This is a genomic window from Dankookia rubra (assembly GCF_004355005.1).
GTDB classification, from domain to species: Bacteria; Pseudomonadota; Alphaproteobacteria; order Acetobacterales; family Acetobacteraceae; genus Paracraurococcus; species Paracraurococcus ruber_A.
The window spans coordinates 211,062-237,827 of the sequence record NZ_SMSJ01000005.1 but is presented as its reverse complement, the minus strand read 5'-3'; the positions used below and the strand labels follow the sequence as shown (position 1 = coordinate 237,827).

At 71.9% G+C, this 26,766-nt stretch carries 26 protein-coding genes; 9 read left to right on the top strand and 17 right to left on the bottom strand.

The window, feature by feature from the left end:
- Positions 1-44: 44 nt before the first annotated feature.
- Both E2C06_RS06855 and E2C06_RS06850 read right to left on the bottom strand, forming a co-directional pair.
- Positions 45-1,082 (bottom strand): WD40 repeat domain-containing protein, encoded by a 1,038-nt coding sequence (locus E2C06_RS06855; RefSeq protein WP_133287838.1) that lies wholly within the window; start codon positions 1,080-1,082, stop codon positions 45-47.
- Positions 1,079-2,059 carry a CobW family GTP-binding protein gene (locus E2C06_RS06850; protein WP_133287837.1) on the bottom strand — a complete coding sequence of 327 codons (981 nt, stop codon included), beginning with the start codon at positions 2,057-2,059 and terminating at the stop codon, positions 1,079-1,081. The genes E2C06_RS06855 and E2C06_RS06850 overlap by 4 nt, the downstream gene beginning before the upstream one ends.
- A gap of 159 nt (positions 2,060-2,218) precedes the next feature.
- Between E2C06_RS06850 and E2C06_RS40205 the strand changes: the two genes are divergently transcribed.
- Positions 2,219-4,564, top strand: a complete 2,346-nt coding sequence (locus E2C06_RS40205) for a nidogen-like domain-containing protein (protein WP_133287836.1) — start codon at positions 2,219-2,221, stop codon at positions 4,562-4,564.
- A gap of 127 nt (positions 4,565-4,691) precedes the next feature.
- Here E2C06_RS40205 and E2C06_RS06840 read toward each other — a convergent pair whose 3' ends face one another.
- Complete coding sequence (locus E2C06_RS06840; protein ID WP_133287835.1) at positions 4,692-6,023, bottom strand: aspartate aminotransferase family protein; 1,332 nt, start codon at positions 6,021-6,023, stop codon at positions 4,692-4,694.
- 113 nt (positions 6,024-6,136) lie between these two features.
- On the opposite strand from E2C06_RS06840, the gene E2C06_RS06835 reads away from it, so the two are divergent.
- The gene (locus tag E2C06_RS06835; protein ID WP_133287834.1) at positions 6,137-6,805 is read left to right on the top strand and encodes a glutathione S-transferase N-terminal domain-containing protein; all 669 of its coding nucleotides are present in this window, start codon (positions 6,137-6,139) and stop codon (positions 6,803-6,805) included.
- A complete protein-coding gene (locus E2C06_RS06830) occupies positions 6,766-7,566 on the top strand; it encodes an FkbM family methyltransferase (RefSeq protein WP_133287833.1) in 801 nt (266 codons plus the stop codon). The genes E2C06_RS06835 and E2C06_RS06830 overlap by 40 nt, the downstream gene beginning before the upstream one ends.
- On the opposite strand, the gene E2C06_RS06825 is transcribed toward E2C06_RS06830, so the two are convergent.
- On the bottom strand, positions 7,541-9,085 hold the full coding sequence (locus tag E2C06_RS06825; protein ID WP_165982255.1) for a winged helix-turn-helix domain-containing tetratricopeptide repeat protein: 1,545 nt from the start codon (positions 9,083-9,085) through the stop codon (positions 7,541-7,543). The genes E2C06_RS06830 and E2C06_RS06825 overlap by 26 nt on opposite strands.
- A gap of 150 nt (positions 9,086-9,235) precedes the next feature.
- Between E2C06_RS06825 and E2C06_RS06820 the strand changes: the two genes are divergently transcribed.
- Positions 9,236-10,057, top strand: a complete 822-nt coding sequence (locus E2C06_RS06820; RefSeq protein WP_133287831.1) for a class I SAM-dependent methyltransferase — start codon at positions 9,236-9,238, stop codon at positions 10,055-10,057.
- A gap of 6 nt (positions 10,058-10,063) precedes the next feature.
- On the opposite strand, the gene E2C06_RS06815 is transcribed toward E2C06_RS06820, so the two are convergent.
- The 5 genes from E2C06_RS06815 to E2C06_RS06795 all read right to left on the bottom strand — a co-directional run bounded on the left by E2C06_RS06815 (position 10,064) and on the right by E2C06_RS06795 (position 14,828).
- A complete protein-coding gene (locus E2C06_RS06815; protein ID WP_206664454.1) occupies positions 10,064-11,161 on the bottom strand; it encodes a calcium:proton antiporter in 1,098 nt (365 codons plus the stop codon).
- Positions 11,162-11,230: 69 nt separating this feature from the next.
- Positions 11,231-11,956 carry an aspartate/glutamate racemase family protein gene (locus E2C06_RS06810; protein WP_133287830.1) on the bottom strand — a complete coding sequence of 242 codons (726 nt, stop codon included), beginning with the start codon at positions 11,954-11,956 and terminating at the stop codon, positions 11,231-11,233.
- Positions 11,957-12,002: 46 nt separating this feature from the next.
- Positions 12,003-12,212 carry a hypothetical protein gene (locus E2C06_RS06805; protein ID WP_133287829.1) on the bottom strand — a complete coding sequence of 70 codons (210 nt, stop codon included), beginning with the start codon at positions 12,210-12,212 and terminating at the stop codon, positions 12,003-12,005.
- Between the two features lie 194 nt (positions 12,213-12,406).
- Positions 12,407-13,585: an enolase C-terminal domain-like protein gene (locus E2C06_RS06800; protein ID WP_133287828.1), complete on the bottom strand. Its 1,179-nt coding sequence runs from the start codon at positions 13,583-13,585 to the stop codon at positions 12,407-12,409.
- Positions 13,586-13,655: 70 nt separating this feature from the next.
- On the bottom strand, positions 13,656-14,828 hold the full coding sequence (locus E2C06_RS06795; protein WP_133287827.1) for a CaiB/BaiF CoA transferase family protein: 1,173 nt from the start codon (positions 14,826-14,828) through the stop codon (positions 13,656-13,658).
- A gap of 77 nt (positions 14,829-14,905) precedes the next feature.
- On the opposite strand from E2C06_RS06795, the gene E2C06_RS06790 reads away from it, so the two are divergent.
- Positions 14,906-15,682, top strand: coding sequence for an enoyl-CoA hydratase (locus E2C06_RS06790; protein ID WP_133287826.1), 777 nt, complete (start codon positions 14,906-14,908; stop codon positions 15,680-15,682).
- A gap of 58 nt (positions 15,683-15,740) precedes the next feature.
- Positions 15,741-16,715 (top strand): Bug family tripartite tricarboxylate transporter substrate binding protein, encoded by a 975-nt coding sequence (locus tag E2C06_RS06785; RefSeq protein ID WP_165982254.1) that lies wholly within the window; start codon positions 15,741-15,743, stop codon positions 16,713-16,715.
- Between the two features lie 120 nt (positions 16,716-16,835).
- On the opposite strand, the gene E2C06_RS06780 is transcribed toward E2C06_RS06785, so the two are convergent.
- Both E2C06_RS06780 and E2C06_RS06775 read right to left on the bottom strand, forming a co-directional pair.
- On the bottom strand, positions 16,836-17,252 hold the full coding sequence (locus E2C06_RS06780; RefSeq protein WP_241671154.1) for a gamma-glutamyltransferase: 417 nt from the start codon (positions 17,250-17,252) through the stop codon (positions 16,836-16,838).
- Positions 17,143-17,505, bottom strand: a complete 363-nt coding sequence (locus E2C06_RS06775; protein WP_206664451.1) for a gamma-glutamyltransferase — start codon at positions 17,503-17,505, stop codon at positions 17,143-17,145. Before E2C06_RS06775 ends, E2C06_RS06780 begins: the two co-directional genes overlap by 110 nt.
- Between E2C06_RS06775 and E2C06_RS06770 the strand changes: the two genes are divergently transcribed.
- Complete coding sequence (locus E2C06_RS06770) at positions 17,504-18,562, top strand: tripartite tricarboxylate transporter substrate-binding protein (protein WP_206664450.1); 1,059 nt, start codon at positions 17,504-17,506, stop codon at positions 18,560-18,562. The genes E2C06_RS06775 and E2C06_RS06770 overlap by 2 nt on opposite strands.
- A gap of 104 nt (positions 18,563-18,666) precedes the next feature.
- Here E2C06_RS06770 and E2C06_RS06765 read toward each other — a convergent pair whose 3' ends face one another.
- Together E2C06_RS06765 and E2C06_RS06760 are read right to left on the bottom strand one after the other, a co-directional pair.
- Entirely contained in the window at positions 18,667-19,626 is a 960-nt protein-coding gene (locus E2C06_RS06765; protein ID WP_133287822.1) for a tripartite tricarboxylate transporter substrate-binding protein, read from the bottom strand.
- Between the two features lie 51 nt (positions 19,627-19,677).
- Positions 19,678-20,094: a helix-turn-helix domain-containing protein gene (locus E2C06_RS06760; RefSeq protein WP_133287821.1), complete on the bottom strand. Its 417-nt coding sequence runs from the start codon at positions 20,092-20,094 to the stop codon at positions 19,678-19,680.
- 97 nt (positions 20,095-20,191) lie between these two features.
- Between E2C06_RS06760 and E2C06_RS06755 the strand changes: the two genes are divergently transcribed.
- Both E2C06_RS06755 and E2C06_RS06750 read left to right on the top strand, forming a co-directional pair.
- Positions 20,192-21,181: a Bug family tripartite tricarboxylate transporter substrate binding protein gene (locus tag E2C06_RS06755; protein WP_165982252.1), complete on the top strand. Its 990-nt coding sequence runs from the start codon at positions 20,192-20,194 to the stop codon at positions 21,179-21,181.
- 61 nt (positions 21,182-21,242) lie between these two features.
- The gene (locus E2C06_RS06750) at positions 21,243-22,094 is read left to right on the top strand and encodes an LLM class F420-dependent oxidoreductase (RefSeq protein WP_133287819.1); all 852 of its coding nucleotides are present in this window, start codon (positions 21,243-21,245) and stop codon (positions 22,092-22,094) included.
- 148 nt (positions 22,095-22,242) lie between these two features.
- Here E2C06_RS06750 and E2C06_RS06745 read toward each other — a convergent pair whose 3' ends face one another.
- The 4 genes from E2C06_RS06745 to E2C06_RS06730 are packed head-to-tail and all read right to left on the bottom strand — an operon-like array spanning position 22,243 to position 26,766.
- Complete coding sequence (locus E2C06_RS06745) at positions 22,243-23,781, bottom strand: D-aminopeptidase (protein ID WP_133287818.1); 1,539 nt, start codon at positions 23,779-23,781, stop codon at positions 22,243-22,245.
- Positions 23,781-24,740, bottom strand: a complete 960-nt coding sequence (locus tag E2C06_RS06740) for a peptidyl-alpha-hydroxyglycine alpha-amidating lyase family protein (RefSeq protein ID WP_133287817.1) — start codon at positions 24,738-24,740, stop codon at positions 23,781-23,783. Before E2C06_RS06740 ends, E2C06_RS06745 begins: the two co-directional genes overlap by 1 nt.
- 19 nt (positions 24,741-24,759) lie before the next feature.
- Entirely contained in the window at positions 24,760-25,701 is a 942-nt protein-coding gene (locus E2C06_RS06735; RefSeq protein WP_133287816.1) for an acetamidase/formamidase family protein, read from the bottom strand.
- Between the two features lie 36 nt (positions 25,702-25,737).
- Positions 25,738-26,766, bottom strand: coding sequence for an LLM class F420-dependent oxidoreductase (locus E2C06_RS06730; RefSeq protein WP_133287815.1), 1,029 nt, complete (start codon positions 26,764-26,766; stop codon positions 25,738-25,740).

Here is a 26,766-nt window from a genome sequence, read left to right as displayed (position 1 = left end):
CCTCGGCCCAGCGGGCCGCAGGTCGGAACGTCCTGCGTCGGGCATCAGCCCTTTTTCGACAGGTCGACCAGCCCGGCGAAGCCCGTTTCCGTCCCGAAGGCGAGATGCGTGCCGGTGGCGTTCCAGCCCAGCGCCGAGATGCCGCCGTGGCCGGGCGCCGCCACCGGCACGACCTTGCCCGAGGCGATCTCCGCCAGCAGCACCAAGCCATCGGCGAAGCCGGCGGCGACGACCTCGTGCTGCGGGTGGCAGGCGACGGCGCTGACCAGCACGCCGTCGCCGCCGGCGAGCTCGGTCGGCGCCTTGCCCATCGGGCCGCCGCCGAAGAAGGGCCAGACCACCACGGCATCGGCGCCGCTGGTCGCCAGCCATTTCCCGCGCGAGGTGAATGAGAGGAAGTGGGTCTTCGAGGGATAGCCCGACATCCGCATGTGCTGGCCATCCGCCAGGCGCCAGCCATGCAGGGCATTCTCCTGCATCGCGGTCACCACATGGGTGCCGTCCGGGCTGATGGCGATGGCGGCATGGCTGCCCTTCCATTCCAACACCCGCGGCTTGTCTTCCTTCGACGCCACGAACCAAAGGCTCGCCCCGTTGTAGTGGCTGGCGGCGACGCGCTTGCCCTTGGCGTCGAAGGCGATGCCGCCGACCGCGGAGGGATGCGGCAGGGTCTTCAGCTTCTCGCCCTTGCCGTCGAACAGGTGCAGCTGCTTGCCGACCGAGGCGGCGCGCAGGCCGTTTTCGTGCGCCGCGACATGCTCGACCCATTTCATCGCGCCGAGCTTCGCCAGCTCCGTCGTGCCGCCATCGGGCGCGGTGCGGACCAGCCGCCCGTCGTCGCCGCCCGACAGGAACCCGTCCTTCGCGTCGGCGCAGAAGGACAGCACCGCGCCGTCATGCGCCGCGGTGCTGGGCCAGGCGGCGTCCGGGCTGCGTGGCTGGGCGATGTGCACGGTGCCGTCGCCGAGCCCGAGCCCGAGGCTGCCGTCCCGCCCGAAGGCGAGGCCGACCACCCAGGCGCCGAGCTCCCGGCTGGTGCCCCGCGTTTCCAGCAAGAAGTCGGCTGGGGCCGTCTCGCTCATGCCTCCACCTGGCAGCTCTCGAAGCCGCGGCGCAGCTGCGGGCGGTTCAGGTCGCGGCCGATGAAGACGATCTTCGACTTCCGCGGATCGCCCGCCTTCACCGGGCCGATGAAGTCGCCGTCGGCGATCATGTGGACGGCCTGAAAGGCGAAGCGGCGGTCGTCGCCGGCGTAGTAGAGGATGCCCTTGGTGCGCAGCAGGTCCTGGCCCTTGGCGGCCAGCAGCTGGGTCATCCAGGCGTTGAACTTTTCCGGGTCCACCGGGCGCGAGACCTCGAAAGACACGCTCAGGATGTCGCCGTCATGCTCGTGGTGGTCCTCGCCCGAGAGGAATTCGGGCTCGCGCTCGAGGATCCGCTTCAGGTCGAAGGCCTCGCGGCCGAGCACGGCCTCGATCGGCACGTCGGACTTGGTGCTGCGGCGGATCTCGGCGTAAGGGTTGATGGCGCGGATGCGGCGCTCGACCTCGGCGGCCTCGGCCTCCGTCACCAGGTCCATCTTGTTCAGCAGGACGATGTCGGCGAAGGCGATCTGCTCCACCGCCTCCTTGCTGTCGGCGAGGCGCGCCGGCAGGTTCTTGGCGTCGACCAGCGTGACGATGGCGTCGAGCCGCGTGGCGCGCTTCACGTCCTCATCGGCGAAGAAGGTCTGGGCGACCGGGGCGGGGTCGGCGAGGCCCGTGGTCTCGACGATGATGCCGTCGAATTTCCCGCGGCGCTTCATCAACCCGCCGATGATGCGGATCAGGTCGCCGCGCACGGTGCAGCAGATGCAGCCGTTGTTCATCTCGAAGACTTCCTCGTCGGTATCGACGACGAGGTCGTTGTCGACGCCGAGCTCGCCGAATTCGTTGATCACCACGGCATATTTCTTGCCGTGGTTCTCGCTGAGGATGCGGTTCAGCAGGGTCGTCTTGCCGGCGCCGAGATAGCCGGTGAGAACGGTGACGGGAACGGGGGAGGAGGTCGTATCGGACATGGGGGGCGCTCCGCGGTGCGGTCGGTTGCAGCGTATATGGCCTCGCCGCGGGGCTTCGGCAATTCGGGCGAGTGCGTTACGATCTTTTAACGTAATCCTGGCACCACGGCCGGTGACGCCGCGCGATCCCCGCCGGCCCCCGACCGGAAAAGCCGCTCCATGACCCTGTCCGCCACCGCCCTGTCCTACCTGACGACCGGGCCCGAGTTGATCACCGGGCTGGGGGGCGGCGCCGGCTTCGGCGAATTCTCCCTCGCGGCCACCGACGACGGGTCAAGCGCCGCCATCGACATCACTTCCATCTTCGGCGCGGATGGCCTCAATTTCTTCGGCACCAGCCACGCGTCGCTCTACGTCAACAACAACGGCAACATCAGCTTCAACTCGACGCTGTCGGCCTTCACGCCTTTCGGCCTCACCAACGCCGGCAACGTGCCGATCATCGCCGGCTTCTTTGCCGACGTCGACACCCGGGGCGCCACGGGGACGATCAGCAGCGGCGGCAACTCGACCGGCAGCAACAGCGTCCACTACGACCTCGACACGGCGAACGGCGTTTTCACCGCGACCTGGGACGATGTCGGGTACTTCAACCGCAAGGTGAACAAGGTCAATGCGTTCCAGATCCAGCTGATCGACGAGGGCGGCGGCGATTTCGACATCGTCCTGCGCTACGAGGGCATCGACTGGACCGCGGGCGACTTCAGCGGCGGCTCGAACGGGCTCGGCGGCACCGCGGCACGGCTCGGCTTCAGCGCCGGCGACGGCATCAACTACCGCGAGCTGCCGGCGGCCGGCGTCCAGCAGGACCTGCTGGACCTGGAACAGACCGCCGGGAACACCGGCATCAACGGGCTCTGGGTCTTCCAGGTCCGCAATGCCGCCGCCGGCGACAGCACCGTCACCGGGAGCGCCGGCGACGACATCGCGGCGGGCTCGGGCGGTGCCAACGAGCTTTCGGGGCTGGGCGGGAACGACGCGCTTCAGGGGCTCGAGGGCGACGACCTGCTGCGCGGCGGCGCGGACGCCGACACGCTCGACGGCGGCGGCGGCAACGACACGCTGTCCGGCGGCGCCGGGGCGGACCGGCTGGTCGGCGGCACGGGCAGCGACACCACGGATTACTCGGACAGCGGCGCGGCGGTTGACATAGACCTGCAGGCCGGCACCGGCACCGGCGGCGACGCCGAGGGCGACACCCTGTCCGGCATCGAGAACATCGCCGGCAGCAGCGACGGCGACACGCTGGGCGGCGACGGCGCGGCCAACCTCCTGCAGGGGCTGGACGGCGCCGACGGCCTGTCCGGCGCGGACGGCGACGATACGCTGCAGGGCGGCGCCGAGGCCGACACGCTCGATGGCGGCACCGGCGCCGATCGGCTCGAGGGCGGAACGGGCGACGACCTCTACTACGTGGACGGCCAGTCCGACACGATCGTCGAGCTGTCGGGCGGCGGCTCCGACAGCGTCGTCGCCTCGGCCGACTACCACCTCTCCGCCTGGATCGAGGCGCTGGAACTCGCCACCGGCGCGGGCGCCATCGCCGGCGCCGGCAACGACCTGGCGAATACCCTGACAGGCAACGAATCCGACAACACCCTGCGCGGCGGCGCCGGCGCCGACAGCCTGCATGGCGACGACGGCAACGACATGCTGGTCGGCGGCGCGGGCGAGGATTCGCTCGACGGCGGCGCCGGCAACGACACCGTCGCCTATCTCGGCAGCCGGGCGGCGGTGGATGTCAACCTAACGGCGGGAACGGGCTCGGGCGGCGAGGCCGCGGACGACACCCTTTCGGCCATCGAGAACGTCACCGGCAGCGCCTTCAACGATACGCTGACCGGGACCGCCGGCGCCAACCTGCTGCGCGGCATGGCCGGCGACGACCAGCTGCTCGGCATGGCCGGCGACGACACGCTGATCGGCGCGGAAGGGGAGGACACGCTCCAGGGCGGCGACGGCGCCGACCGCCTCGTCGGCGGCCAGGGCAACGACACCTATGTCGTGCAGGACCTCGCCGATCGCATCATCGAGGCGGCGAATCAGGGCACCGACACGGTGATCGCCACCCTCGGCACCGCGGGCAGCCTCTACCTCACCGCCAATGTCGAGAACCTTGCCCTGCTGGGCGGCGTGAACGCCAACGGGGTCGGCCAGGGGCTCGACAACGCGCTCACCGGCAATGCCGGCGCGAACCGGCTGCTTGGCCACGGCGGCGACGACACGCTGGACGGCGGGGCGGGCAACGACACGCTCTATGGCGGGGCGGGGGCCGACGACTTCCACTACGCGGCCGGCGGGGGCCGGGACATCCTCGGCGACTTCGCCCCGGGCACCGACCAGCTGTTCCTGGTCGGCACGGCCTTTGCCGACTTCGCCGCCGTGATGGCGGCCACCGGCATGATCCGCGGCGACGCCATCATCAACTTCGGCAGCGGCAACGTGCTCATCCTGAAGGACGTCGCCAAGGCCGACCTGCAGGCGAGCGACTTCGCCTTCGCCTGAGGGCAGGTGGCGGGCGGGCGGGAAGGCCCGCCCGGCCGGACCTGCTGCTCGGGACCACAGGCTGCGGCGCGCGGCCCGGCCGCCCGGACCGCGCCTGGCCCCGGGCGGCGGCCTGCCGGCCGGCGCGCTAGGCCGCCTCCGCCCGGATCGCCGCGTCCAGCGTGCCGATCAGCCGGTCGACATGCGGCTTCTCGATGATCAGCGGCGGGGACAGGGCCACGATGTCGCCGGTCACCCGCACCAGCACGCCGTCGTCGAAGCAGCGGCGGAACACGTCCATGGCGCGCTGCCCGGCCTTGCCCGCGCGCGGCGCCAGCTCGATCCCGGCGATCAGCCCGTAGTCGCGGATGTCGATCACGTTGGGCGAGGACCGCAGGCTGTGCGCGGCCTCCTGCCAATAGGGCTCGATGGCGCGGGCGCGGCCCGGCAGGTCCTCGGCCCGGTGCAGCTCCATGGTGGCGATCGCCGCGGCGGCCGCCAGCGGATGGCCGGAATAGGTGTAGCCGTGGAACAGCTCGATCCCCGCCGGCGCGCCGTCGACGATCGCGTCGTAGACCCCGTTGCGGACCGCGACCGCGCCCATCGGCACCGCGGCATTGGTCAGGCCCTTGGCCATGGTGATGATGTCGGGGGTGACGCCCAGGCGCTCGGCGCCGAAGGGCGTGCCGATCCGGCCGAAGCCGGTGATGACCTCGTCAAAGATCAGCAGGATGCCGTGCTTCGTGCACAACTCCCGCAGCCGCTCCAGGTAGCCCTTGGGCGGCACCAGCACGCCGGTCGAGCCCGCGATCGGTTCCACCATCACCGCCGCGATGGTCTCGGCGCCGTGCAGCGCGACGAGGTTCTCCAGCACCTCGGCCAGGTGCGCGCCGTGCTCCGGCTGGCCCTTGGCAAACAGGTTGGCCTCGATGCCGTGGGTATGCGGCAGGTGGTCGACATAGGGCAGCAGGGCACCGAACTGCTTGCGGTTGCCGCCGATGCCGCCGACCGACATGCCGCCGAAGCCGACGCCGTGGTAGCCGCGCTCCCGGCCGATGAGCCGGACGCGGGAGCTCTCGCCGCGGGCCTTGTGGTAGGCCAACGCGATCTTCAGCGCGGTGTCGGCGCTCTCCGAGCCGCTATTGGTGAAGAAGACCTTGTCCATTCCCTCCGGCGTCAGCTCGGCGATCCGCGCCGCGGCCTCGAAGGCGATGGGATGGCCGAGCTGGAAGGTCGGCGCGTAGTCGAGGATGGCGGCCTGCTGCTGGATCGCCTCCTTGATCTCCCGCCGGCCGTGGCCGGCGTTGCAGCACCAGAGGCCGGCCGTGCCGTCCAGGATCTCCCGCCCGTCCGGGGTGAAGTAGGACATGCCCTCGGCCCGGGCGATCATCCGCGGGTTGGCCTTGAAGTACTTGTTGTCCGAATAGGGCATCCAATAGGCGTCGAGGTTGTTCGGACGCGGTACGTTCAACTCGTTCATCGGGGCGGCTCCGGCGGATCGCCTAAACAACACCCCGGGGCGCTCCCCGGCAAGGTGCCGTGCGGGCCGGGCCGTGCTAAGGGACGGTTGCACGCCAGTCCGGATTTTCCGCCATGCCCGAAGGCCGCCTGCTGATCGGCAACAAGCGCTATTCCTCCTGGTCCATGCGCGGCTGGCTGGCCGTGCACCTGGCCGGGCTGGATGTCGAGGAAGTGCTGATCCCCTTCGTCCGCGATGCCGGGCCGGTGACGCCGGCGATCGCCGCCGCCACCCCCGCGGGCCTGGTGCCCTACCTGGAACACCGCGGCGCCCGGGCTTGGGAAAGCCTGTCGATCTGCGAATACTGCGCCGAGCAATCCCCCGGCCTCTGGCCGGAGGACCGCGCGGCGCGGGCCGCGGCCCGCTCCCTCTCGGCCGAGATGGCGGCCGGCTTCCGCGGCCTGCGCCAGGCCATGTGGTTCAATGCCGGAGCCGATTTCGCCGGCCTCGGCCGGACGCCGGAGGCGCTGAAGGATATCGCCCGCATCGAGGCCGCCTGGGCCGGGGCGCTGGCGGCGCATGGCGGCCCCTTCCTGTTCGGCCCGCGCTTCGGCCTGGCCGATGCGATGTATGCCCCGGTGGTCGGCCGGTTCCTGACCTGGCAGCCGGCGCTGACGGCGGCGACCCGGGCCTACATGGCCGCCGTCCGCGCCCATCCGCTGGTCGCGCGCTGGTATGCCGAGGCGCTGGCCGAGCCCGCCGCATGGCGGCTCGCGGGCTACGAAACCCCGCCCGCGGCGTGACCACTGCCCAGGCCATCGGCCGGTCGCTGCGGACCTACCACGCGCCGGGCCGGGCCGCGCGGCTCGACGGTTTCCATCGCCGCTTCCTCACGCCCGGCGAGCTCGCCTTCGACATCGGCGCGCACGTCGGCGACCGTGCCGCCAGCTTCCGCCGGCTCGGCGCGCGGGTGGTGGCGGTGGAGCCGCAGCCGCGGCTCGCCCGGCTGCTGCGGCTGCTCTATGGCCGGGATGCCGGGATGGCACGGGTCGCCGCCCTGGTCGGCGCCGCGCCGGGCGAGGCGGTGCTGCGGCTGAACACGGCCAATCCCACCGTCGCCACCGCCAGCCCCGACTTCATCGCCGCGGCGGACGGCGCGCCCGGCTGGGAGGGCCAGCGCTGGGACGCCGAGATCACCCTGCCGGTGACCACGCTGGACGCGCTCGCTGCCACGCATGGCCGGCCGGCGTTGATCAAGCTCGACGTCGAGGGCTACGAGGCGGCGGCGCTGGCCGGACTCTCCTTCGCGCCGCGCACGCTGTCCTTCGAGTTCACCACCATCCAGCGCGGCGTCGCCTTCGCCTGCCTCGACCGCCTCTCGGGCCTGGGCTACCGCGCCTTCAATGCCTGCCTCGGCGAGAGCATGGCATTCGCCCATCCCGCCCCGCTGGACGCCGCCGGCATGGCCGCCTGGATCGCCGGCCTGCCGGCCGCGGCGAATAGCGGCGACGTCTATGCCTGCGCCGAGCCGGCCCGCATCACGCCGGCAGCCCCGCCTTCCTGAGGCCGTCCATGATGTGCTCGAGGTCGTCCGGCGCGGCATTCCACTTGCGCAGTTCGTCCCGCGCCGAGACATCCGGCTTCAGGGCGAAGATCCGCGCCAGCGCCGCCGGTGCATCCGGGTGCCCCATCTGCCCGAGCGCCGCGGCCGAGAGCAGGTGCGTCCAGTAGAAATGCGGCAGCCCGGTGCGCTGCAGGTCGGCGGAGGCCTCGGCATAGCGGCGCTGGCTGTAGTGCAGCCGGGCGAAGCTGAAGAAGTACCAGCCGGGGTGCAGCGGGTTCAGCCGCCGCGCCCGCTCCGACAGGGTGGCCCCGCGTTCGAACTCCCCCATGAAGGCGAGGTAGTGGCCGATATCGGCGAGCGTCTCCGGGTCGTTCGGGTTGAGCTCGAGCGCGCGCCGCGCCTCGACCTCGAAGCGGTCGTTCTCGCCCCTGAAGAAATGCACGATCGCCAGCCAGCAGCGCGCATAGGCATTCTGCGGGTCGAGCTGCGTCGCCGCCAGGGCATGCACCAGGGCGCGGCCGATCGGGTTCGGGCGCGGGTTCATGGCGAAGCGGTGCTCGCCGAGATAGACATTGGCCAGCAGGGCGTGGGCATCCGATGACAGCGGGTCGAGCTCCACCGCCCGCTCCAGCAGCTCGCGCGCCTCGGCATGCGCCTCGGCGCTCAGCATCCAGGTATAGCGCCGGGCGCGCAGCAGGCAGTCGTAGGCGTCGAGCTCCACCGGCTTCTTGACCAGCGCCCGCTGCAGCGCGGCCGCCTGCATGGTCACGCCGAGCGTCGCGGCGATGGTGCGCGTGACCTCGTCCTGCAGGGCGAAGATGTCGCCCATCTCCCGGTCGTAGCGGTCGCCCCAGAGCTGCAGCCCGGTGGCCGCATCGGCGAGCTGGGCCGAGATCCGCACCCGGCCGGCATCGCGCCGCACGCTGCCCTGCACGACATAGCCGGCCCGCAGCCGGGCGCGGATCTCCGCCAGGTCCACCTCCCGTCCCTTGAAGCGGAAGGTGGAGGCGCCGGCGATCACCCGCAGGTCGCGGAACCGCGCCAGGTGCATGATGATGTCCTCGGTCAGCCCATCGGCGAAATAGGCGTCCGCCTCGGCGCTGAGATTGGCGAAGGGCAGCACGGCGAGGATCGGCAGCGGCGAGGCCTCGGCCGGCGCAGCGGCCTCTGGCGCCGTGGCCGGCGCGGTCACCCTGCCGGTGAATTCGAAGCCGCGGCCGCGGATGGTGCGGATATAGGTCGGGTCGTCCCCGCTGTCGCCGAGCGCCCGCCGGGCCGCCTTGACGCAGGAGGAGATCGTCGCCTCCGACACCGCGCGGCCCTGCCAGACCTGGTCGACCACCTCTTCCCGCCCCACCACCCGGCCAGGATTGCGAACCAGGAAGGCGAGCAGGTCGAAGACCAGCTTTTCGACATGGCAGGGCGCGCCGTCGCGGCGCAGCTCGTAGCGCCCCAGGTCGAGCTCGAACCCGTCGAACCGGTACAGCATCGCCGCGACCCCAGCTGCCGGCGGCCGCATCGCCCGGATGGCCCCCGGTGGACACCCCTCCGGTTTCACCCGGCAATCACCGGGCATTCCCCCTGCAGGGTCAAGCCAATTCCCGGGCAACCCCCAAGCAGGCGGCGCCCGGTCGGGCGATACCGGTCATGCCCGATGGGAGAGACCGCCATGACCACGACGACCCAGGACGCCCCCGACTATGCCGCGATCAAGGCCCGGCAGAATGCCGCCTGGGCCTCCGGCGACTATGCCCGGATCGGCACCACGCTGCAGCTCACCGGGGAACTGCTGGCCGAGGCGATGGACCTGGCGCCCGGTGCCCGCGTGCTGGATGTCGCGGCCGGCAACGGCAATGCGACGCTCGCCTTCGCCCGCCGCTGGTGCACCGTGATGTCGACCGACTATGTCGAGGCATTGCTGGCCCGCGGCCGCGCCCGGGCCGAGGCCGAAGGACTCGAGATCGGCTCCCAGGTCGCGGATGCGGAGGCGCTGCCCTTCCCGGATGCGAGCTTCGATGCCGTGGTCTCCACCTTCGGCGTGATGTTCGCGCCGGACCAAGCGACGGCGGCGCGGGAGATGCTGCGGGTCTGCCGCCCCGGCGGGCGGATCGGCATGGCGAACTGGATGCCGGAGGGCTTCATCGGCCAGCTCTTCCGCACGCTGGGCCGGCATGTGCCGCCGCCGGCCGGGGTGAAGTCCCCCGCGCTCTGGGGCAGCCGGCCGTGGCTGGAGGAGCACTTTGCCGGGGCGGCCGGCATCCTGGTGAACGACCGCAGCTTCGTCTTACGCTACCGCTCGGCCGACCATTTCATCGGGGTCTTCCGGACCTGGTACGGGCCGGTCCACAAGGCCTTCCTGGCGCTGGACGCTGCGGGGCAGGCGGCGCTGGCCGAGGACCTGCGCGGCCTGGTCGGCCGCTTCAACACGGCCACCGACGGCACCATGCGGGTGCCCTCCGACTATGCCGAGGTGGTCGTCGCGCGGGGCTGAACGGCGTCACGGGCTGAAGATCAGCACGAAGAAGACCCCGAACAGCGTCAGGTGCACCGCGCCTTCCAGCATGGTGGTGCGCGGGCCGGAGAAGGTGAGGCCGCTGAGGATCAGCGTCGTCACCAGCAGCACCATGTTGCTTGCGGACAGGCCGAGCACCACGGTCCGCCCGGTCAGCAGGCCGATCATCAGCACCGCCGGCACCGTTAGCCCGAGCGTCGAGGCGGCGGCGCCGAGGCAGAGGTTGACCGCCCGCTGCAGCTGGTTCGCCGCCACCGCCCGCAGCGCCGAGAGCCCCTCCGGCGTGAAGACCACCATGGCGATCAGCACGCCGCCGAGGGCGGGTGGGGCACCAAGCGCGTGGATGCCGAAATCCAGCACCGCGGCGAGGCTCTTCGCCAGGATGACGATCGGCAGGATGTTCGCCAGCAGCAGCCCGACATGCGGCAGCACGGCGCCGCGCTTCCGCGGCGGCCCTTCCAGCCGGAGCGCGTCGGCCTCCGCCGGGTCGACGAAGAAGCCGCTGTGCCGGCCGGTCTGCAGCCAGAGGAAGATGCCGTAGAGCAGGATGGTGAAGAGCGAGAAGCACCCCGCCTGCACCGGCGTCAGCGACCCGTCGGCGGTCGAAGTGGTGAAGTTCGGCAGCACCAGCGCGATGACCGAGAGCGGGATCATCACCGCCAGGTAGGCCGCCGCGCCCTGCAGGTTGTAGGACTGTTCGCGGTGCCGCATCCCGCCGACCAGCAGGCCGAGCCCGACCACACCGTTGAGGACGATCATCAGCACCGCGAACATGGTGTCGCGGCCGAGTTCCGGAGCCTCCTTCGTCCCCAGCATCACGGCGCTGATCAGCGCGACCTCGATGATGACGATCGAGAGCGTGAGGATGAGCGTGCCATAGGGCTCGCCCAGCATCTCCGCCAGCTCCTCGGCCTCGTGCACCACCCCGAAGGCGAGCCAAATGATGAGGCCGAGCAGCCAGGCGAAAAGGCCGGCCGCCGCTAGTGGGTCGGCGAGGCCCGCGAGCCACCCCGCGCCGAAGGTGAAGAAGGCGGCAACGCTGCCCCATCCGGCTGCGAGGCGCAGCCAGCTAGCCATCGGCATGGTGAGAAGGTCCCGGATCCGTTCCGGCCAGGAACGCTGCCGCGCCCCGGCCGGCAACCCACCGGGCGATCACGCACCGTAGAGCGAGGTCACCTCCGCCCCATAGCCGCTCAAGGGCCGGGCGGGGCGCGGCCGCTGCGGCCGGGGCATCCCGGCCAGGGCGGCGGCCATCCGCACCGCGGCGACGGTGCCGTCCACCAGCGGCACGCCGACCGAGGGCTGCAGCATCGCCGCCAGCCCGGCCAGCGGCCCGCCGGCCAGGATCACCGCCTCCGCCCCGTCCTCCGCGATCGACTGGTCGATCAGCGCCAGCAGCTGCGCCGTCTCCGCCGCGCCGAGCTGGGCGGGGTAGGTGGCGTCGGTCGGACCCATCCGGAAGCCGGCGCAGCGGGCGCGCAGGCCGTGGTGGTCGAGGCAATCCTCGAACATCGGCCTGAGCGCCGCGGTGAAGGAGACGATGCCGAAGCGCCGGCCCAGCATGGCGGCGGCATGGAAGGCGGCTTCCGAGATGCCGATCACCGGCACGTCCAGCAGCAGCTTCGCCGCATCCAGCGCCGGGTCGCCGAAGACGGCGATGACCGCGGCGTCGTAGCTGCCGCGCCTGGCCGCCAGGGCTTCCAGGATCGGCGGGCCGGAGAGCAGCCAGTCGGCGCGGGTGACGATCAGCGGCAGCCCGAAGGGGGCGGTCACCGCCTCGGTCGTCGCCCCCGCCGGCGCCGCGGCCCGGGCGGCCTCGGCGATGCGGTCGGTGACGGCCTGGGTGGTATTGCCGTTGAGGACGAGGATGCGGGTCATGCGGGAGCTCCGGCGCGTGCGGCGCCAGACTCTCCCGGCCCGGCGCTCAGGGGAAGGCCACCTGCGACGCGGTGCAGGTACCGACCCGCCGGCGTTCCACCGCGCGGCCATCGGCCAAGGCGACGCGGATGTCGTGCAGGCATTCTCCGGCAGGCAGGCCGGTGCGGGCGAAGCGGCCGGGAACCAGCACGTCCTGGCCCGGCCGGTCGGCGCCCCAGGCCCGGCTGCCGGCGGGGGACACATGGATTTCGTCCACCGCCGCCGGATCGCGGTCGATGGGGCGGAAGGACGGGTCGGGGTGGCATTGCCGACCGTCTGCACCCGGGCGGAGGCAAGGCCGGGCAGCAGGGCGGCGAGGAGAAGCATGACGGCTGTCCCGCACCAGCCGGGCAAGCCGACCGGCGTGGCGCCTGCGTGCCGTGCGACCTGCCGGCGCACGACGCGCAGGCGCTAAAGGTCCCGCAGCACCGTCCAGAGATTGGCCTTCTGCTCGAAGCCGATGCCGGGTGCCTCCGGCATGCGGATGCGGCTGTCCTGCACCGGCGTCGCGTCGGCGAAGCCGCCGAAGGGGGCGAAGACCTCCGGGTAGCTCTCGTTGCCGCCGAGGCCCAAGCCCACCGCGATGTTCAGCGCGAACTGGTGCCCGCCATGGGGGACGCAGCGGCGCGGCGACCAGCCGTGCTCCTCCAGCATCGCCAGGGTCCGCAGGTACTCGACCAAGCCGTAGGACAGCGCGGGGTCGAATTGCAGGATGTCGCGGTCCGGCCTGAGGCCGCCATGGCGGATCAGGTTGCGGCAATCGAGCATGGAGAACAGGTTCTCGCCGGTGGCGATCGGGCCGCCGTAGTGCTCGGCCAGCGTCGCGTGCGTCGCGTAGTCGAGCGGGTCCAGCGGCTCCTCGTACCAGCGCAGCTTGTAGGGGGCGAGCGCGGCGCCATAGGCCAGCGCGGCATGCAGGCCGAAGCGGCCGTTGACGTCGACGCAGAGGCGGGAGCCGTCGCCGCCGAGCAGCTTGAGGACCGCCTCGATCCGCTGGACGTCGAGCTTCAGCGCGTCGCGCAGCGGCGTGCCCGGCGCGCCGCCGATCTTCATCTTCACCACGGAATAGCCGAGGTCGAGGTAGCGCTGCATCTCCGCCACCAGCTCGTCGAGGCCCTTGCCGGGGTAGTAGTAGCCGCCGGCGGCGTAGATCCAGGCGGCCTCGTCGGCCTCGCCGCCGCGGTAGCGGTCGGCCAGCAGCCGCCAGAGCGGCTTGCCCTGCAGCTTGGCCGCGGCATCCCAGAGCGCCATGTCGAGCACGCCGACCGCGACGCTGCGGTCGCCATGGCCGCCCGGCTTCTCGTTCCGCATCATCGCCGCCCAGGCGCCAGCGGGTTCCAGCCCGCCATCGGCATGGGCGAGGGCGGCTTCCGGGGTTTCCAGCAGGCGGGGGATGAAGCGTTCGCGCAGCAGGCCGGGCTGGGCATAGCGGCCGTTGGAGTTGAAGCCGTAGCCGGTGGCGCTGCGGCCCTGGCCGTCCTCGACGGTGACCGCGACGACCGAGGCGGTCATCTTGGAGAAGTCGATATAGGCATTGGCGATGGCGGAGGCGATCGGCACCACGCCGTCGCGGACCGAGGCGATGCGCATGGCGTCGCGTTCCTCCCGTGTGGAGGCGCGGTGCTGCCGCAGCGCCGCGCCGGGGTCAAGCGCTGCGGGGCTAGACGGCGCCCTTGGCCCTCAACGCCGCCAGCGCCGCGGCGTCGATGCCGAACTCGGCCAGCACCTCGGCAGTGTGCTCGCCGCGTTCCGGCGTCGGCCGGCGCGGCGGCGCCACCCCTTCCAGGTTCATCGGCGCCCGCACCAGGTTGACCGTGCCGAGCGCCGGGTGCTCGACCGGCCACTCGATCCCGAGATGCTTCACCTGCGGGTCGGCGAAGACCTGGTCCATGGCATAAACCGGGCCGGAGGGCACGCCGGCCTTGTTCAGCCGGGCGATCCAATTCTCGGACGTATCCGACTCCAGCACCGATTGCAGCAGGGCGTTGGTCCTGTCGCGGTTCGCCGCACGGGATTTGTCGGTGGCGAAGGCCGGGTCCTTCGCCTGCTCAGCGATCCCGAGCGTGTCGACGATGCGGTTCCACATCTCCTGCCCGCCGCCGGCCAGGTTCATCAGCCCGTCCTCGGTCCGGAACAGCCCGGTCGGCACCGTGGTCGGGTGGTCGTTGCCGGCCTGCTGCGGCACCTCCTGCGTCATGGTCCAGCGCGTCGCCTGGAAGTCCATCATCGCCACCATCGCCTCGAGCAGCGAGGTGTGCACCCAGCGGCCGCGGCCGGTCTGCTCCCGCTCCAGCAGCGCCACCAGGATGCCGATGGCGGCATAAAGCCCGGCGGTGAGGTCGGCCACGGGGATGCCGACCCGCACCGGCCCCTGGCCGGGCAGGCCGGTCACGCTCATCAGACCGCCCATCCCTTGCGCGATCTGGTCGAAGCCCGGCCGCCGCGCATAGGGCCCGGTCTGGCCGAAGCCGCTGATGGAACCCAGCACGATGCGGGGATTGATCGCCGCCAGCGCGTCGTAACCGATCCCCAGCCGGTCCTTCACGTCGGGGCGGTAGTTCTCCACCACCACGTCGGCCTTGGCGACCATCCGCCGGAACACCGCCAGCCCCTCGGGGTGCTTCAGGTTCAGCGTGATGCCGCGCTTGTTGCGGTGCACCTGCTGGAAGTCCGGCCCGTGCCGGTCGCCGCCCATGCCGCTGCCGGTGTCGATCTCCTCCGGTGCCTCGATCTTGATGACGTTGGCGCCCCAATCCGCCAGCTGCCGCACGCAGGTGGGGCCGGAGCGGACGCGGGTGAGGTCGAGCACGGTGAAGCGGGACAGCGGCAGCATCGGACATTCCTCCTGGCTTCGCCGCTTGATAACCGCCTCCCGCCCGGTCACCAATGGCGCAACCCCGGGAGGACCCCATGGACGAGCTGCTCTACGAGACGCGCGACGGCATCGGCTTCGTCACGCTCAACCGACCGCAGGCGCGCAACGCGCTGACCTTCCCGATGTACGAGAGGCTGCGGCAGATTGCCCTCGCGGCCGGGGACGACCGTTCGCTGCGGGCCATCGTCATCACCGGCGCCGGGGAGAAGGCCTTCGCCGCCGGCACCGACATCTCCCAGTTCACCGAATTCCGCACGCCCGAGGACGCGCTCGCCTATGAGGAGCGGATCGACGGCGTGCTGACCGCGCTCGAGGAATGCCCGAAGCCGACCATCGCGGCGATCGCGGGTGCCGCGACCGGCGGCGGCGCCGCCATCGCCGCGGTCTGCGACATGCGCCTCGCCGCCGCCAATGCGCGCTTCGGCTTTCCCATCGCCAAGACGCTCGGCAATTGCCTGTCGATGGCGAATTACGGCCGGCTCGCCGCGCTGATCGGCCCGGCCCGCGTCATCGACCTGGTCTATACCGCGCGGCTGGTCGAGGCGGAGGAGGCGAAGGCCATCGGCCTGGTCTCCGAGATCCTGCCCGACCACGCGGCGCTGCAGGGTCGGGCCGAGGCGCTGGCGCGGACGCTCGCCGGCCATGCGCCGCTGACGCTCCGCGCGACCAAAGAGGCGATGCGCCGCCTGCGGCTGGCGGCGCGCCAGGTGAACGGCGACGACCTCGTGACCATGTGCTTCACCAGCAATGACTTCCGCGAGGGCGTGCAGAACTTCCTTGCCAAGCGGCCGATGCAATGGACCGGCACCTGACCGCAGCAACGCCGCGACAGCAGGCCGGCGCAGCCCGGCCATGGAGGAGGCAACCCCGATGATCCACCGCCGCCACATGCTGGCCGGCGCCGGCCTGCTGGCCCTGCCGCGCCCGGTGCGCGCCCAGCCGCGCTGGGAGCCGACGCGCCCCATCACCCTGCTGGTCGGCTTCGCCCCGGGCGGCGGCACCGACATCATTGCCCGCTTCCTGGCGCCCGCGCTGCAGGCCGAGTTCGGCCAGCCCATCGCGGTGGAAAACCGGCCGGGCGCCAGCGGCACCATCGCCGCGCTGGCCGGCAGCCGCGCCGCGCCGGACGGCCACACGGTCTACATGTCGACCGTCAGCGCCTCGGCCGTCGTGCCGCCGCTGATGAGCCCGCCGCCCTTCGACATCATCAAGGACCAGACCGCGGTGGTGCTGGCGGCGACGGTACCGCTGGTGGCGGTGGTGCCGCTGTCCTCCCCGGCCCGCGACCTGGCCGGATTCATCGCCCATGCCAAGGCCCATCCGGGGGCGCTGAACTACTCCTCCTCCGGCGTCGCCACGCAGCAGCACCTGGCAGCGGAACTGCTCGCCTCGGCGGCCGGGATCAGGATGACCCACGTGCCCTTCCGCGGCACCGGCCAGGCGGTGAACGAGATCCTGGCCGGCCGCATCGACCTGGCGATCGACACCTTCCCCACCTACCTCCCGCATATCCGCGGCGAGCGGGTGCGGGCACTGGCCACCACCATGCCGACGCGGATCGAATGGCTGCCCGACCTGCCGACGGTCGCCGAAAGCGGCTTTCCCGGCTTCGACGCCAATGTCTGGTACATGCTGATGGGCCCGCCCGGCCTGCCCGAGCCGGTGCGGGACCGCTGGGCCGCGGCGGTGAACAAGGCGCTGGCCGACCCGGCGCTGCGGCCGCGGATTAAGGAGGCCGGCTTCATCCCCGGCGGCGGCAGCAGCGCCGATGCGGCCGCGCTGCTGCGCGCCGATGCCGATCGCTACGCGGCGCTGATCCGCAACGCGGGTATCCGGATCGAGTAGCCCGCGATCGTCCTGGGCGGAAACGCCCGGGGCGTGAATCGCCGGCTTGACGGAGTGCAGCGATCGTCCTGGGCGGAAACGCCCAGGGCGTGAATCGCCGGCTCGACACTCCCCCGGCGCTCAGTCGCCGGGCGCGATGCCGTCCCGGCGCGGGTCGGCGCCGCCCTCGATGCCCTGCGCCGTGACCCGCAGCGCCTGCATCCCGGTGTCCACCGGCACCACGCGCGGCGCATGGCCCAGCGCCCGCAACGGCGCCTCCAGCGCCGCCGCGGCGCTGCCCGCCTCGAGGAAGGCGGCGCCGTTCTGCGCGCCGGTCCGCGGCAGCGCGACCGCCGCCTGCGGCCCGGCGCCGCGCCCCAGCATCTCCGCCAGCCCCGCCGCAACGGCATCGATGATCCAGGCGCCACCGCCGGCCCCCGCCACGATCTCAGGCCGCCGGTCCGCGCCGAAGACGATGGTCGGCGCCATCGTCGTCGCCGGCCGCTTGCCCGGCGCCATGGCATTGGCCGCGGCGGGGTCGCTGGCGAAGTTGGACAGGCCGTTGTTCAGCGTGAAGCCGGTCCCAGGCCAGCAGCAGCCCGCCGCCGCCGAGGCCGCTGGCATGCGGCTCCACCACCAAATGCACCAGGGCCGCGGCGACCGCGGCATCCACCGCGCTGCCGCCCTGCCGCAGCATGGCCAGCCCGGCCCCGGTCGCCAGCGGATGCGCGGCGGCGACCATCTGCCGGCGGGCGGGCTCGGCCGCGGCGGGGACCGAGAGGAGGAGCAGGGCGAGGAGGAGGCGGCGCATGCGCGCATTGGCGCGCCGCGCCGGCGACCGCGTCAAGCCGGCCGTCTCGCCACGCCGCGGCGGGCGTGGCAGCCTCGCGGCACTCGCCGGGAACCTTGCCATGCATCGCCGCACGCTGCTGCTCGCTGCGCTCGCCGCGCCGTCCCTGGCGCTTGCGCAGGACTATCCGGCGCGCCCGGTCCGCGTCGTCGTCCCCTTCGCCGCCGGCGGCATCATCGACGTCGTCGCCCGCATCCTGGCGGAGCCGCTGGCCCGGCGGCTGGGCCAGCCCGTGGTGATCGAGAACCTGCCCGGCGCCGGCGCCACCATCGGCGCCCGCGCCGTCGCGCGCGCGGCGCCGGACGGGCACACGCTGCTGCTCTCGGGCGCGGCGCATGCGGTGATGGCCGCGCTCTATGCCGATCTCGGCTTCGACCCGCTGGCCGACTTCGCGCCCGTCGCGCTGCTCGGCGACCAGCCCTTCGTCGTCGCGGTGCATCCCGGCGTGCCGGCGGAGGACGTGCCGCAGCTGCTGGCCTGGCTGCGGGCGCGGCCGGGGACGGCGAATTTCGCCACGACGGGCATCGGCGCCGCCTCGCACCTGGCGGGCGAGTTGCTGAAGTCGCTGGCCCGCGTCGAATTCACCGTGGTGCCCTACCGGGGCACGCCGCAGGTGGTGACCGACCTCGTCGCCGGCCGGGCCGACCTGATGATCGACAGCCAGACCCTGCTGGCGCCGCTGGCAAAGGAGGGCCGGGTGCGGGCGCTGGCGATCACCACCGCGCACCGCTCGGCCCTGCTGCCCGCGCTGCCGACCCTGGCCGAGTCGGGGGTGGCGGGCTACGCGGCCTCGTCATGGCAGGCGCTGCAGGCCCCCGCCGGGACCCCGGCGCCGATCCTGGCGCGGCTGGCCGAGGCCGCCGCCGCCGCGCTCGCCGAGCCGGGCGCGCGGGCGCGCTATGCCGAGGCGGGCATCGAGCCGTTGGCCGGCGGCCCGGCCGAGGCGGCGCGCTTCATCCGCGCCGAGGCGGCGAAATGGGCGCCTATCCTGCAGGCGACCGGGGCGAAGGCGGGATAGGACGGATCGCGCTGGGGCTTGGGCGCCCGGACGCGCGGCTCCGCCCTGCCGGCAGTGGGCGAGGGCGGTGCCGCGTTCCCGCCGGAGCGGAGGCCGTCGCGCTGCTATTCCGGCTTCAGCTGCGCCACCCTTATGACCTCGGCATAAACGCCGGCATCGCGGCGGATGCGCGTGGCGAAGCCCTCCGGCCCCTGGCCGAGGATGTCGAAGCCCTGCTCGCGCAGCTTCGCCGCCACCTCCGGCCGGGCGAGCACGGCCAGCCAGGCGGCGCTCAACCGCGCCGCGATCTCCGGCCTGCCGCCCGCCGGCATCACCACGCCGTACCAGCTGTCGGAAATCGCTGCGGGGAAGCCGAGCTCGCCGAGGCTCGGCAGGTCCGGCAGGAAGCCGCTGCGCCGCGGCGCGGCCAGGGCCAGGGCGCGGAGGCGGCCGTCGCGCAACATGGGCAGCACGTCCGGCAGGTTGCCGTACATGTAATCCACGCGGCCGGCGATCAGGTCGGTCATTACCTGCGGCGTGCCGCGATAGGGCACATGCGTCGCATTCAGCCCCGCCAGCAGCTTCAGGTGCTCGGCGCCCAGGTGCAGGCTGGTGCCCTGGCCGTTGCTGCCGAAGCTGAGCCCGGGGCCGGGGCGGCGGGCCTTCTCCAGGAAGCCGGCGAAGTCGGTGGCCAGCGCAGGATGCGCCACCAGCACGTGCGGCACCTCGGTCAGCAGGGCAAGCGGGGTGAACTGCCGCAGCGGGTCGTAGGGCGAGGGCCGGTGCAGGCTGGGGTTCACCGTGAAGCTGTTGGCGACCATCAGCATCGCCTGGCCGTCGGGCGGGGTGCGCAGCATCGCCTCGGTCGCCACCAGCGTGCCGCCGCCGGGGCGGTTCTCCACCACCACCACCTGGCCGAGATCGCCCTGCACCACCGCGGCCAGCTGCCGCGCCAGCACGTCGATCCCGGCGCCGGGCGGGAAGGGGACAATGAGGCGCAGCGGCGCCTCGGGCGACCAGCCCCGGGCGCGGGCCAGGGGCGCCGCCAGCAAGCCGGCGGCCATCAACACGCATCGACGGAGCATCCCCGACCTCCTCAGGTTCGGCCGGGGTCAGCAAGCATCGTGCCGGTGCGGCTACTTCCGCCCGACCCGCTTCGGCGGCACCGCGTCCGGCACCGGCTCGGGCCCCGCCATGCTGCGGACAACCAGCACCACGGCCGCCTTCTGCGGGAATTCCAGCCGGCGATAGGCGCGCAGCAGTGCTTCCTCGTCCCCCGCCAGCAGGCCGAGCGAGCCCTGGTCCTCCTCCATCAGCTCGGCCGGGGGAGGGGTGTCGGGGTCGAGGCCGACGAGGTAGGAGACGCTGGTCGCCAAGGCTTCGGCCAGCCGGACCAGCTTCTGGCCGCGCGGGGGCGGGACCCGGCCCTCGGCCATACGATCGAGGAAATCCGCGGGCAGGCCGGCCTGGCGGCAGGCTTCCTCGGGCGTCAGACCCAGCCGGTCCAGCCTTCCCTCGATCAGCGCGGCCATGGGCGGGGCATCGTTCGGCATGAGGAGTTCCACGCGCCGCGGCCTGGCGGGTTCCTTTTCGGTTGACCCGGGGGCCCGCTGCCCTGACATGCGGGCGAACCGCCGGAGCTTTCCCCCCATGATCCGCCGCCGTCCCCTGCTCGGCCTCGCCGCCGTTGCCCTCACCCCTGCTGCCGCCAATGCCCAGACATGGGCGCCCAACCGCCCCGTTCGCCTCATCGTGCCGATCGCCGCCGGCGGCGCGCTCGATATCACCGCCCGCATGCTGGGGGAGAAGCTGTCGCCGCTGCTCGGCCAGCCCGTGGTGGTGGAAAACCGCGCCGGCGCCGGCGGCAATATCGGCGCGGAATTCGTGGCAAGGGCGGAGAAGGACGGCCACACCCTGCTGATCGGCGCGGCCAATACGCTGGCGGCGAACAAGTACCTTTATGGCAGCCGCATGCCGATCGACCCGCTGAAGGAGCTCGCGCCGATCACCCGCGTCTCCACCGGCACGATCCTGCTGGTGGTGAACGCCCAGCGCCCCTGGAAGAGCTTCGCCGAGCTGGTCGCCGCGGCGAGGAAGGAGCCGGGGAAGATCACCATGGGGTCGTCGGGCACCGGCACCACCAGCCACCTCTACATGGAGCTGGTGAAGCGCGTCGCCGGGATCGACATCACCCATGTGCCCTATCGCGGCGGCGGGCCGGCCATCCAGGACCTGGTCGCCGGCAACATCGACATGATGTTCGACGTGATGCCGGCGCTGATGCCGCATGTGCGGGAGGGCCGCTTCCGCGCGCTGGCGGTCGGCAGCGCCGAGCGGATCACCTATGTCCCCGGGCTCGAGGATGTGCCGGGGATGAACGAGCTGCTGCCGGGCAAGGGCGTCGATGCCCAGGTCTGGTACGCCACCATGGCCCCGGCCGGCACGCCGGAGCCGGTGCTGGCGCGGCTGCATGCGCTGATCACGCAGGTGGCGAAGGCGCCGGAATTCGGCGCGCGGCTGATCCCGCTCGGCTTCCAGCCGATGACCGATGCCTCGCCCGCGGAGTTCGGCGCCTTCTGGCGCGGCGAGGAGGGCCGCTGGAAAACGCTGGTGGAGATCAGCGGCGCCCAGGCGGAATAGGCCGAAGGTTGCGGACATCGCCGGACCGGTCCAGCCTTTCCGGAACCACGGGAGGGACGCCATGAAGATCGGCGCGGCGATGTTCTTCACCGACTATTCCATGTCGCCGGCGGAGCTCGCCCTGGCGCTGGAGGAGCGCGGCTTCGACAGCCTCTGGGCGCCGGAGCATTCGCATATCCCGCTGGTCCGCCGGGTGTCGCACCCGAGCGGCGGCGAACTGCCGAAGCAGTATTACGACGTGATGGACCCCTTCGTGACGCTGACCGCGGCGGCGATGGCATCCCGCACCCTGCTCATCGGCACCGGCATCTGCCTGGTGGTGCAGCGGGACCCGATCCAGACCGCGAAGTCGGTCGCCTCGCTCGACCAGATCTCCGGCGGGCGCTTCCTGTTCGGCGTCGGCAACGGCTGGAACCAGGAGGAGATCGAGGACCACGGCACCGTCTTCGCCACCCGCCACAAGCTGGCGCGGGAGCGGATCGAGGCGATGCAGGCGATCTGGACGAAATCCAAGCCTGAGTACCACGGCGAGTTCGTCGATGTCGCGCCGATGATGACCTGGCCGAAGCCGGTGCAGAAGCCGCACCCGCCGATCATTGTCGGCGGCGCGTTTCCCTGGGGAGCGAAGCGCGCGGTGCGCTACGGCAATGGCTGGATGCCGCACCGCGTGCGCAAGCACTATGCGGACGTGGCGGCGCTGGTCCCGCAATTCCGCGCCATGCTGGCGGAGGCCGGGCGCCGTGAGGAGGACGTCCCCATCACCATCTGGGGCGTGAAGGAGGACCGCGACGCGCTGCTGGCGGACCGCGACCTTGGCGTCGAGCGCGTGGTGCTGAGCCTGGAGGCGGCGAAGCGCGACGTGATCCTGCCGGAGCTCGACCGCTGGGCGAAGCTGATCGAGGCGGTGAGGTAGGCAGGGTTGGGGAGGGAAAAAGGTGTTCCCTCCCCAAGCCCCACCCTTCCCTTATGTGAGTCGGCACTCGTTGCGCGGCGGCTGCCAGACTCGGAGAAATAGATGAGGGAAGACTGGGGGAGAATACTTTCTCCCCCAGTCTTCCCTTCTACCCGACGCGCCGGTAGTCCAGCCCGCGCGCCAGCCAGCAGCCCAGCGTCACGCCGCCATCCTCGCCGCGGCGCAAGGCCAGCGTCCAGTCGCCCGGCGGCGTGTGGTCCAGCGCGCGCGGGCAGGGCAGGGCCCAGAGGTCGCGGCCGATCGGCTCCAGCAATTCCATCCGCCCCTGGCCGAGGAAGCCGGAAAAGCCGCCATAGAGCGCGCCGCCGGCATCGGCGATCTCGAGTTCGGCGCCCAGTTCCCCGCAGCGGTAGCGGCCGGCGAGGTCGCGCGGCGCCTCTCCGTCGCAGGGCTGCAGCAGGCTGGACAGGTTCTCCTGCGGCCGGTCCATCCAGAGGCCGTCCGCCGCCATGCGCAGGCGGGTCAGGCCGTTGGTCGCGCTGCCATCCGGCTGCAGGTCGAGCAGTTCCGCCGAATGGCCGAAGCGCAGCCGGAGCCGGCCGGGCGCGGCGGCATCGATCCGCGCGGCAAGGCCCGTCTCCGGCTCGAGATAGGCGCCGAGCCAGGCGGGCGGCGACAATGTCGTGTCCGGCCCCGGCCGCGCCGCATCCAGCACGGCGCCGAGCGCCTCCAGCGCCGCGCCATGCGCATCGCCGAAGTGGTTGAACATCACCACGACCGAGATGCGCTCCGCCGGCATCGTGAGCCGGTGGCTGCGCCAGCCGCGCAGCGCGCCGCCATGGCTGAGGATTGCCCGGCCGTGTTCGCGGCCGCGGCCGAGGCCGAAGCCGTAGTGCGCCGGCGCGCCATCGGCGAAGGCGACGGGCTGGGCGAGCCGGCCATGCAGCGATTCCGGGTCGTCCCGCGTCGCGTCGATATGCCGCTCCCAGGCGATCATGTCGTCGAGGCTGGCGCCGAGCCCGGCATCGCCGGTCCAGAGGATGCGGTTCTCCGCGGCGCGGAAGCCGCTGGCGACATTGCCCTCGTAGCCCTCGGTGCCGTCCGGCATGGCGCGGGTATCGGCGGCGAGAAAGGCGCTGCCCATGCCGGCGCGGTCGAAGATATGCGTGCGCAGCAGCTCAGCGAAGCCGCGGCCGGTATGGTCCTGCAGCGCGTCCGAGAGCAGGCGGAAATTCTGGTTCACGTAGGAATAGCGGGCGCCCGGCGCGAAGTGCAGGGACGTGGTGCCGGCGATGACCCGCGCCGCTTCCGTGTCGCCGAAAGCGGACTCGACCGGCGCGCCGTGCAGCATCGCCACCGCCCAGTAGTCGCGCAGGCCGGACTGGTTGTGCATCAGATGCAGCGCGCCCGGCGCCGCATCGCCCAGCAGCGGCAGCCGGGCGCGGATCAGCGGATCGAGCATCGCCGGGTCGCCGCAGGCGTCCAGCACCGCGGCGCAGGTGAACTGCTTGGTGATGGAGCACATGCGGAACAACGTCCGCGGCGTGAAGGCGATGCGCCGTTCCGCATTGGCATAGCCCCAGGCATGCCGCAGCAGCACCTCGCCCGCCCGCAGCACGGCGATGGCGCCGCCCGGGCCGGGATAGGCCTGCGGCAGCCGGGCGGCAAGCGCCTCAAGCCGGTCCATCAGGCCGGCACGCGGCGGTATTTCTGCAGGCAGCGGACGCCCTCGGGCGGGGGCGCCTTGCCGTCGTGGTAGCGCGGATAGGCTGTGAAGCTGACCTCGGCGACATAAAGGTCGCCACGGCTGTCGACGCAGAGCCCGTGCGGCGACCAGAACTGCCCGGGACCACCGCCTAGTTCGCCGAAGCGCGAGAGCACCTTCCCCTGCATGTCGAGCACGGAGACGCGCGGGCCGAGATTGGGGAAGGCCTTGTTCACCGGCAGCTGCGGCCCGAGCTCGCCGACGTAGCAGCAGGGGCAGGCGCCCTTGCCCAGGAAGAGCGAGCAGGGCCGGTGCACGTTCGTCCACTGCCCCTGGTACTGCCCCTTGCCATCGAAGATCTGCACCCGGTGGCTTTCCCTGTCGGCCACGTAGACCAGCCCGGCATCGTCGCAGACGATGTTGTGCGGCAGGTTGAACTCACCGGGTTCCATCCCCGGCCGGCCCCAGGAGAACAGGTGCTTGCCCTCCGGCGAATACTTGTGCACGGCGGCATTGCCGTAGCCGTCGGAGACGTAGATGTCGCCCTCCGGCGACAGCGCGGTATGGGTGCAGCGGTTGAAGGGCTGGCCGGACATGAAGGGCGCCGGCCGGTCGGGCAGGCCGATGGTCAGCAGCACGCGTCCGTCGAGCGTGCATTTGCGGACGGTGTGGTCGCCGTCGTCGGTGCACCAGAGGATGTCGTCCGGCCCCATGTGCAGGCCATGCGCGCGGGAGAAGAGGCCTTCCCCCCAGCTTGTCAGGAATTGGCCGTCGCGGTCGAAGACGCAGACCGGGTGCTCGCCGCGGCTGAAGGCATAGACGCGGTCCTGGCTGTCCACCGCGACGGCGGCGACCTCCTTCAGCGACCATCCCGCGGGCAGGCGGCCCCAATCGGGCACGGCTTCGTAGCGGAAATCGCCGGTGCCGAAGATGTGGTCCATGGATGCGTCCCCCTTCAGGTCAGAACAGCAGGCCCTTCCTCAGCAGGCCATGCACGCCCTTCTCCCCGTTCACCGTCTGGGTCACGTGGAAGTCCACGGCCAGCGAGCAGAAGGCATAGGCCTGTTCCCGCGCCAGGTTGGTGCGGCTGCAGATGAAGGTGATCATCTCCCGCAGCGCCTGCTTCATCGCCTGGTCCAGGTCTTCGTTGATGCCCATCGAGACGTAATGGGTCGGCGTCTCCGCCCGCGGCATCGCCTGTCCCGTCGCCTTGTGCAGCCGGAAGGTGAAGGTGCCGTTCAGGCACATCTCGAGCGCGGAGACGCAGACCTCGCCGTCGCCCTGCACGCCATGCCCGTCGCCGACCGAGAAGTTGGCGCCCGGCACATGCACCGGCAGGAAGAGCGACGACCCCGCCTGCAATTCCTTGTTGTCGAGGTTGCCGCCGTGGATGCGCGGCGCGATGGAGGTGATGGTCTCGAAGGCCGGCGGCGGCGCGACGCCCATGACGCCGAAGAAGGGCGCCAAGGCCAATTCGGTGCCCCAGGGCAGCCGGCAAACCCGACGGTCCCGGTCGACCGGGATATGCATCAGGTGGGTTTCGTGGAAATCTTCGGGCAGCGTGCCGGCCAGCGGGCGGATGATGTTGTAGCCCCAGTCGGCGCCCGGCTCGATGCGGTCGATGCGCACCTCGAGCGTGTCGCCCGGTTCGGCGCCCGCAATGGCGATCGGGCCGGTCATGATATGGCCGAGCCAGGGTTCGCGGTTGGCCTCGATGACCGCCTTCAGCGCCGCCGGGATGGTGAAGCCGCTGCCCTCGGGCGGCATCACGCTCGGCCGGCCGGAGATGCACTCGACCTGCACCGTATCGCCCGGCGCGATGGTCAGCACCGGCGGGAAGCTGGCGTTGAAGACGCCGATGCGCGTCGTCTCGGGCGTGGCGCGGAGGGTATGGGCGGGCATGGCGCGGCGGTCTCCGGGTCGGGAGGCGCGATGATGCTACAGCACCGCTTCCGCCACCACCCGCAGCGCCGGCTGCGTCGCGCCGGTCAGCACCAGCGTGCCGATCTTCCCTTCCTTCGCCACCGCCTTCCAGTCCTGCAGCCGGCCGCGGATGCGGTCGGCCGGGCCGACCAGGGCGATCTCGTCCACCAGCCTGTCCGGCACCAGCGCCGCGGCGTCGCGGTGGCGCCGCGCCAGGTAGGCCTCCTGGATCGCCGCCGCGGCATCGGGGTAGCCGAGCCGGCGGACATAGTCGTTGTAGAAATTCTTGCCCTTCGCGCCCATGCCGCCGATGTAGAGCGCGAGTTCGGGCTTGGCGGCGTCGCGGCAGGCCTGCAGGTCGTCGCCCAGCCTGATCTTGGTATAGGGCGCGATGTCGAAGGCATGCAGGTCGGCCGGCTTGCCCGCCTTGGCCATGCCCTCCAGCGTCGGCTTCGCTACGAGGTCGGCGCCTTCCGGCGACATGAAGATCGGCAGGTTGCCGTCGGCGATCTCGCCCGCCAGCCGCATGCCGCCGGGGGTGATGGAGGCGCAGTAGAAGCGCAGCGGCGCCCCGTGCAGGATGCTCTTCAGCGGCTTGCCGAGCCCGGTCGCATCCGGCCCGTCATAGGGGATGCGGTAGTGCTCCCCCTGGTGTTCAAGCGGCTTCTCCCGCGCGACGATGGCGCGGATGATGTCGATATATTCCCGCGTCCGGACCATCGGCGTGCCGTATGGCTGGCCGTGCCATCCCTCCACCACCTGCGGGCCGGAGGGGCCGACGCCGCACAGGAACCGGTCGCCCGACAACTGCTGCAGCGTCATCGCCGTCATCGCCGCGCAGGTTGGCGTGCGGCCGGGCATCTGCATGATGCCGGTGCCGGCCTTGATCCGCGTGGTGCGCGCCAGCACCCAGGCGATCGGCGTCACCGCGTCGCTGCCATAGCTCTCGCCGCACCAGACCGAATGGTAGCCGAGCCGTTCGGCTTCCAGCACCAGCGCGGTGTCGACGCCGGCGCCCATGCCGAGGGTGAGGCCGAGCCGCAT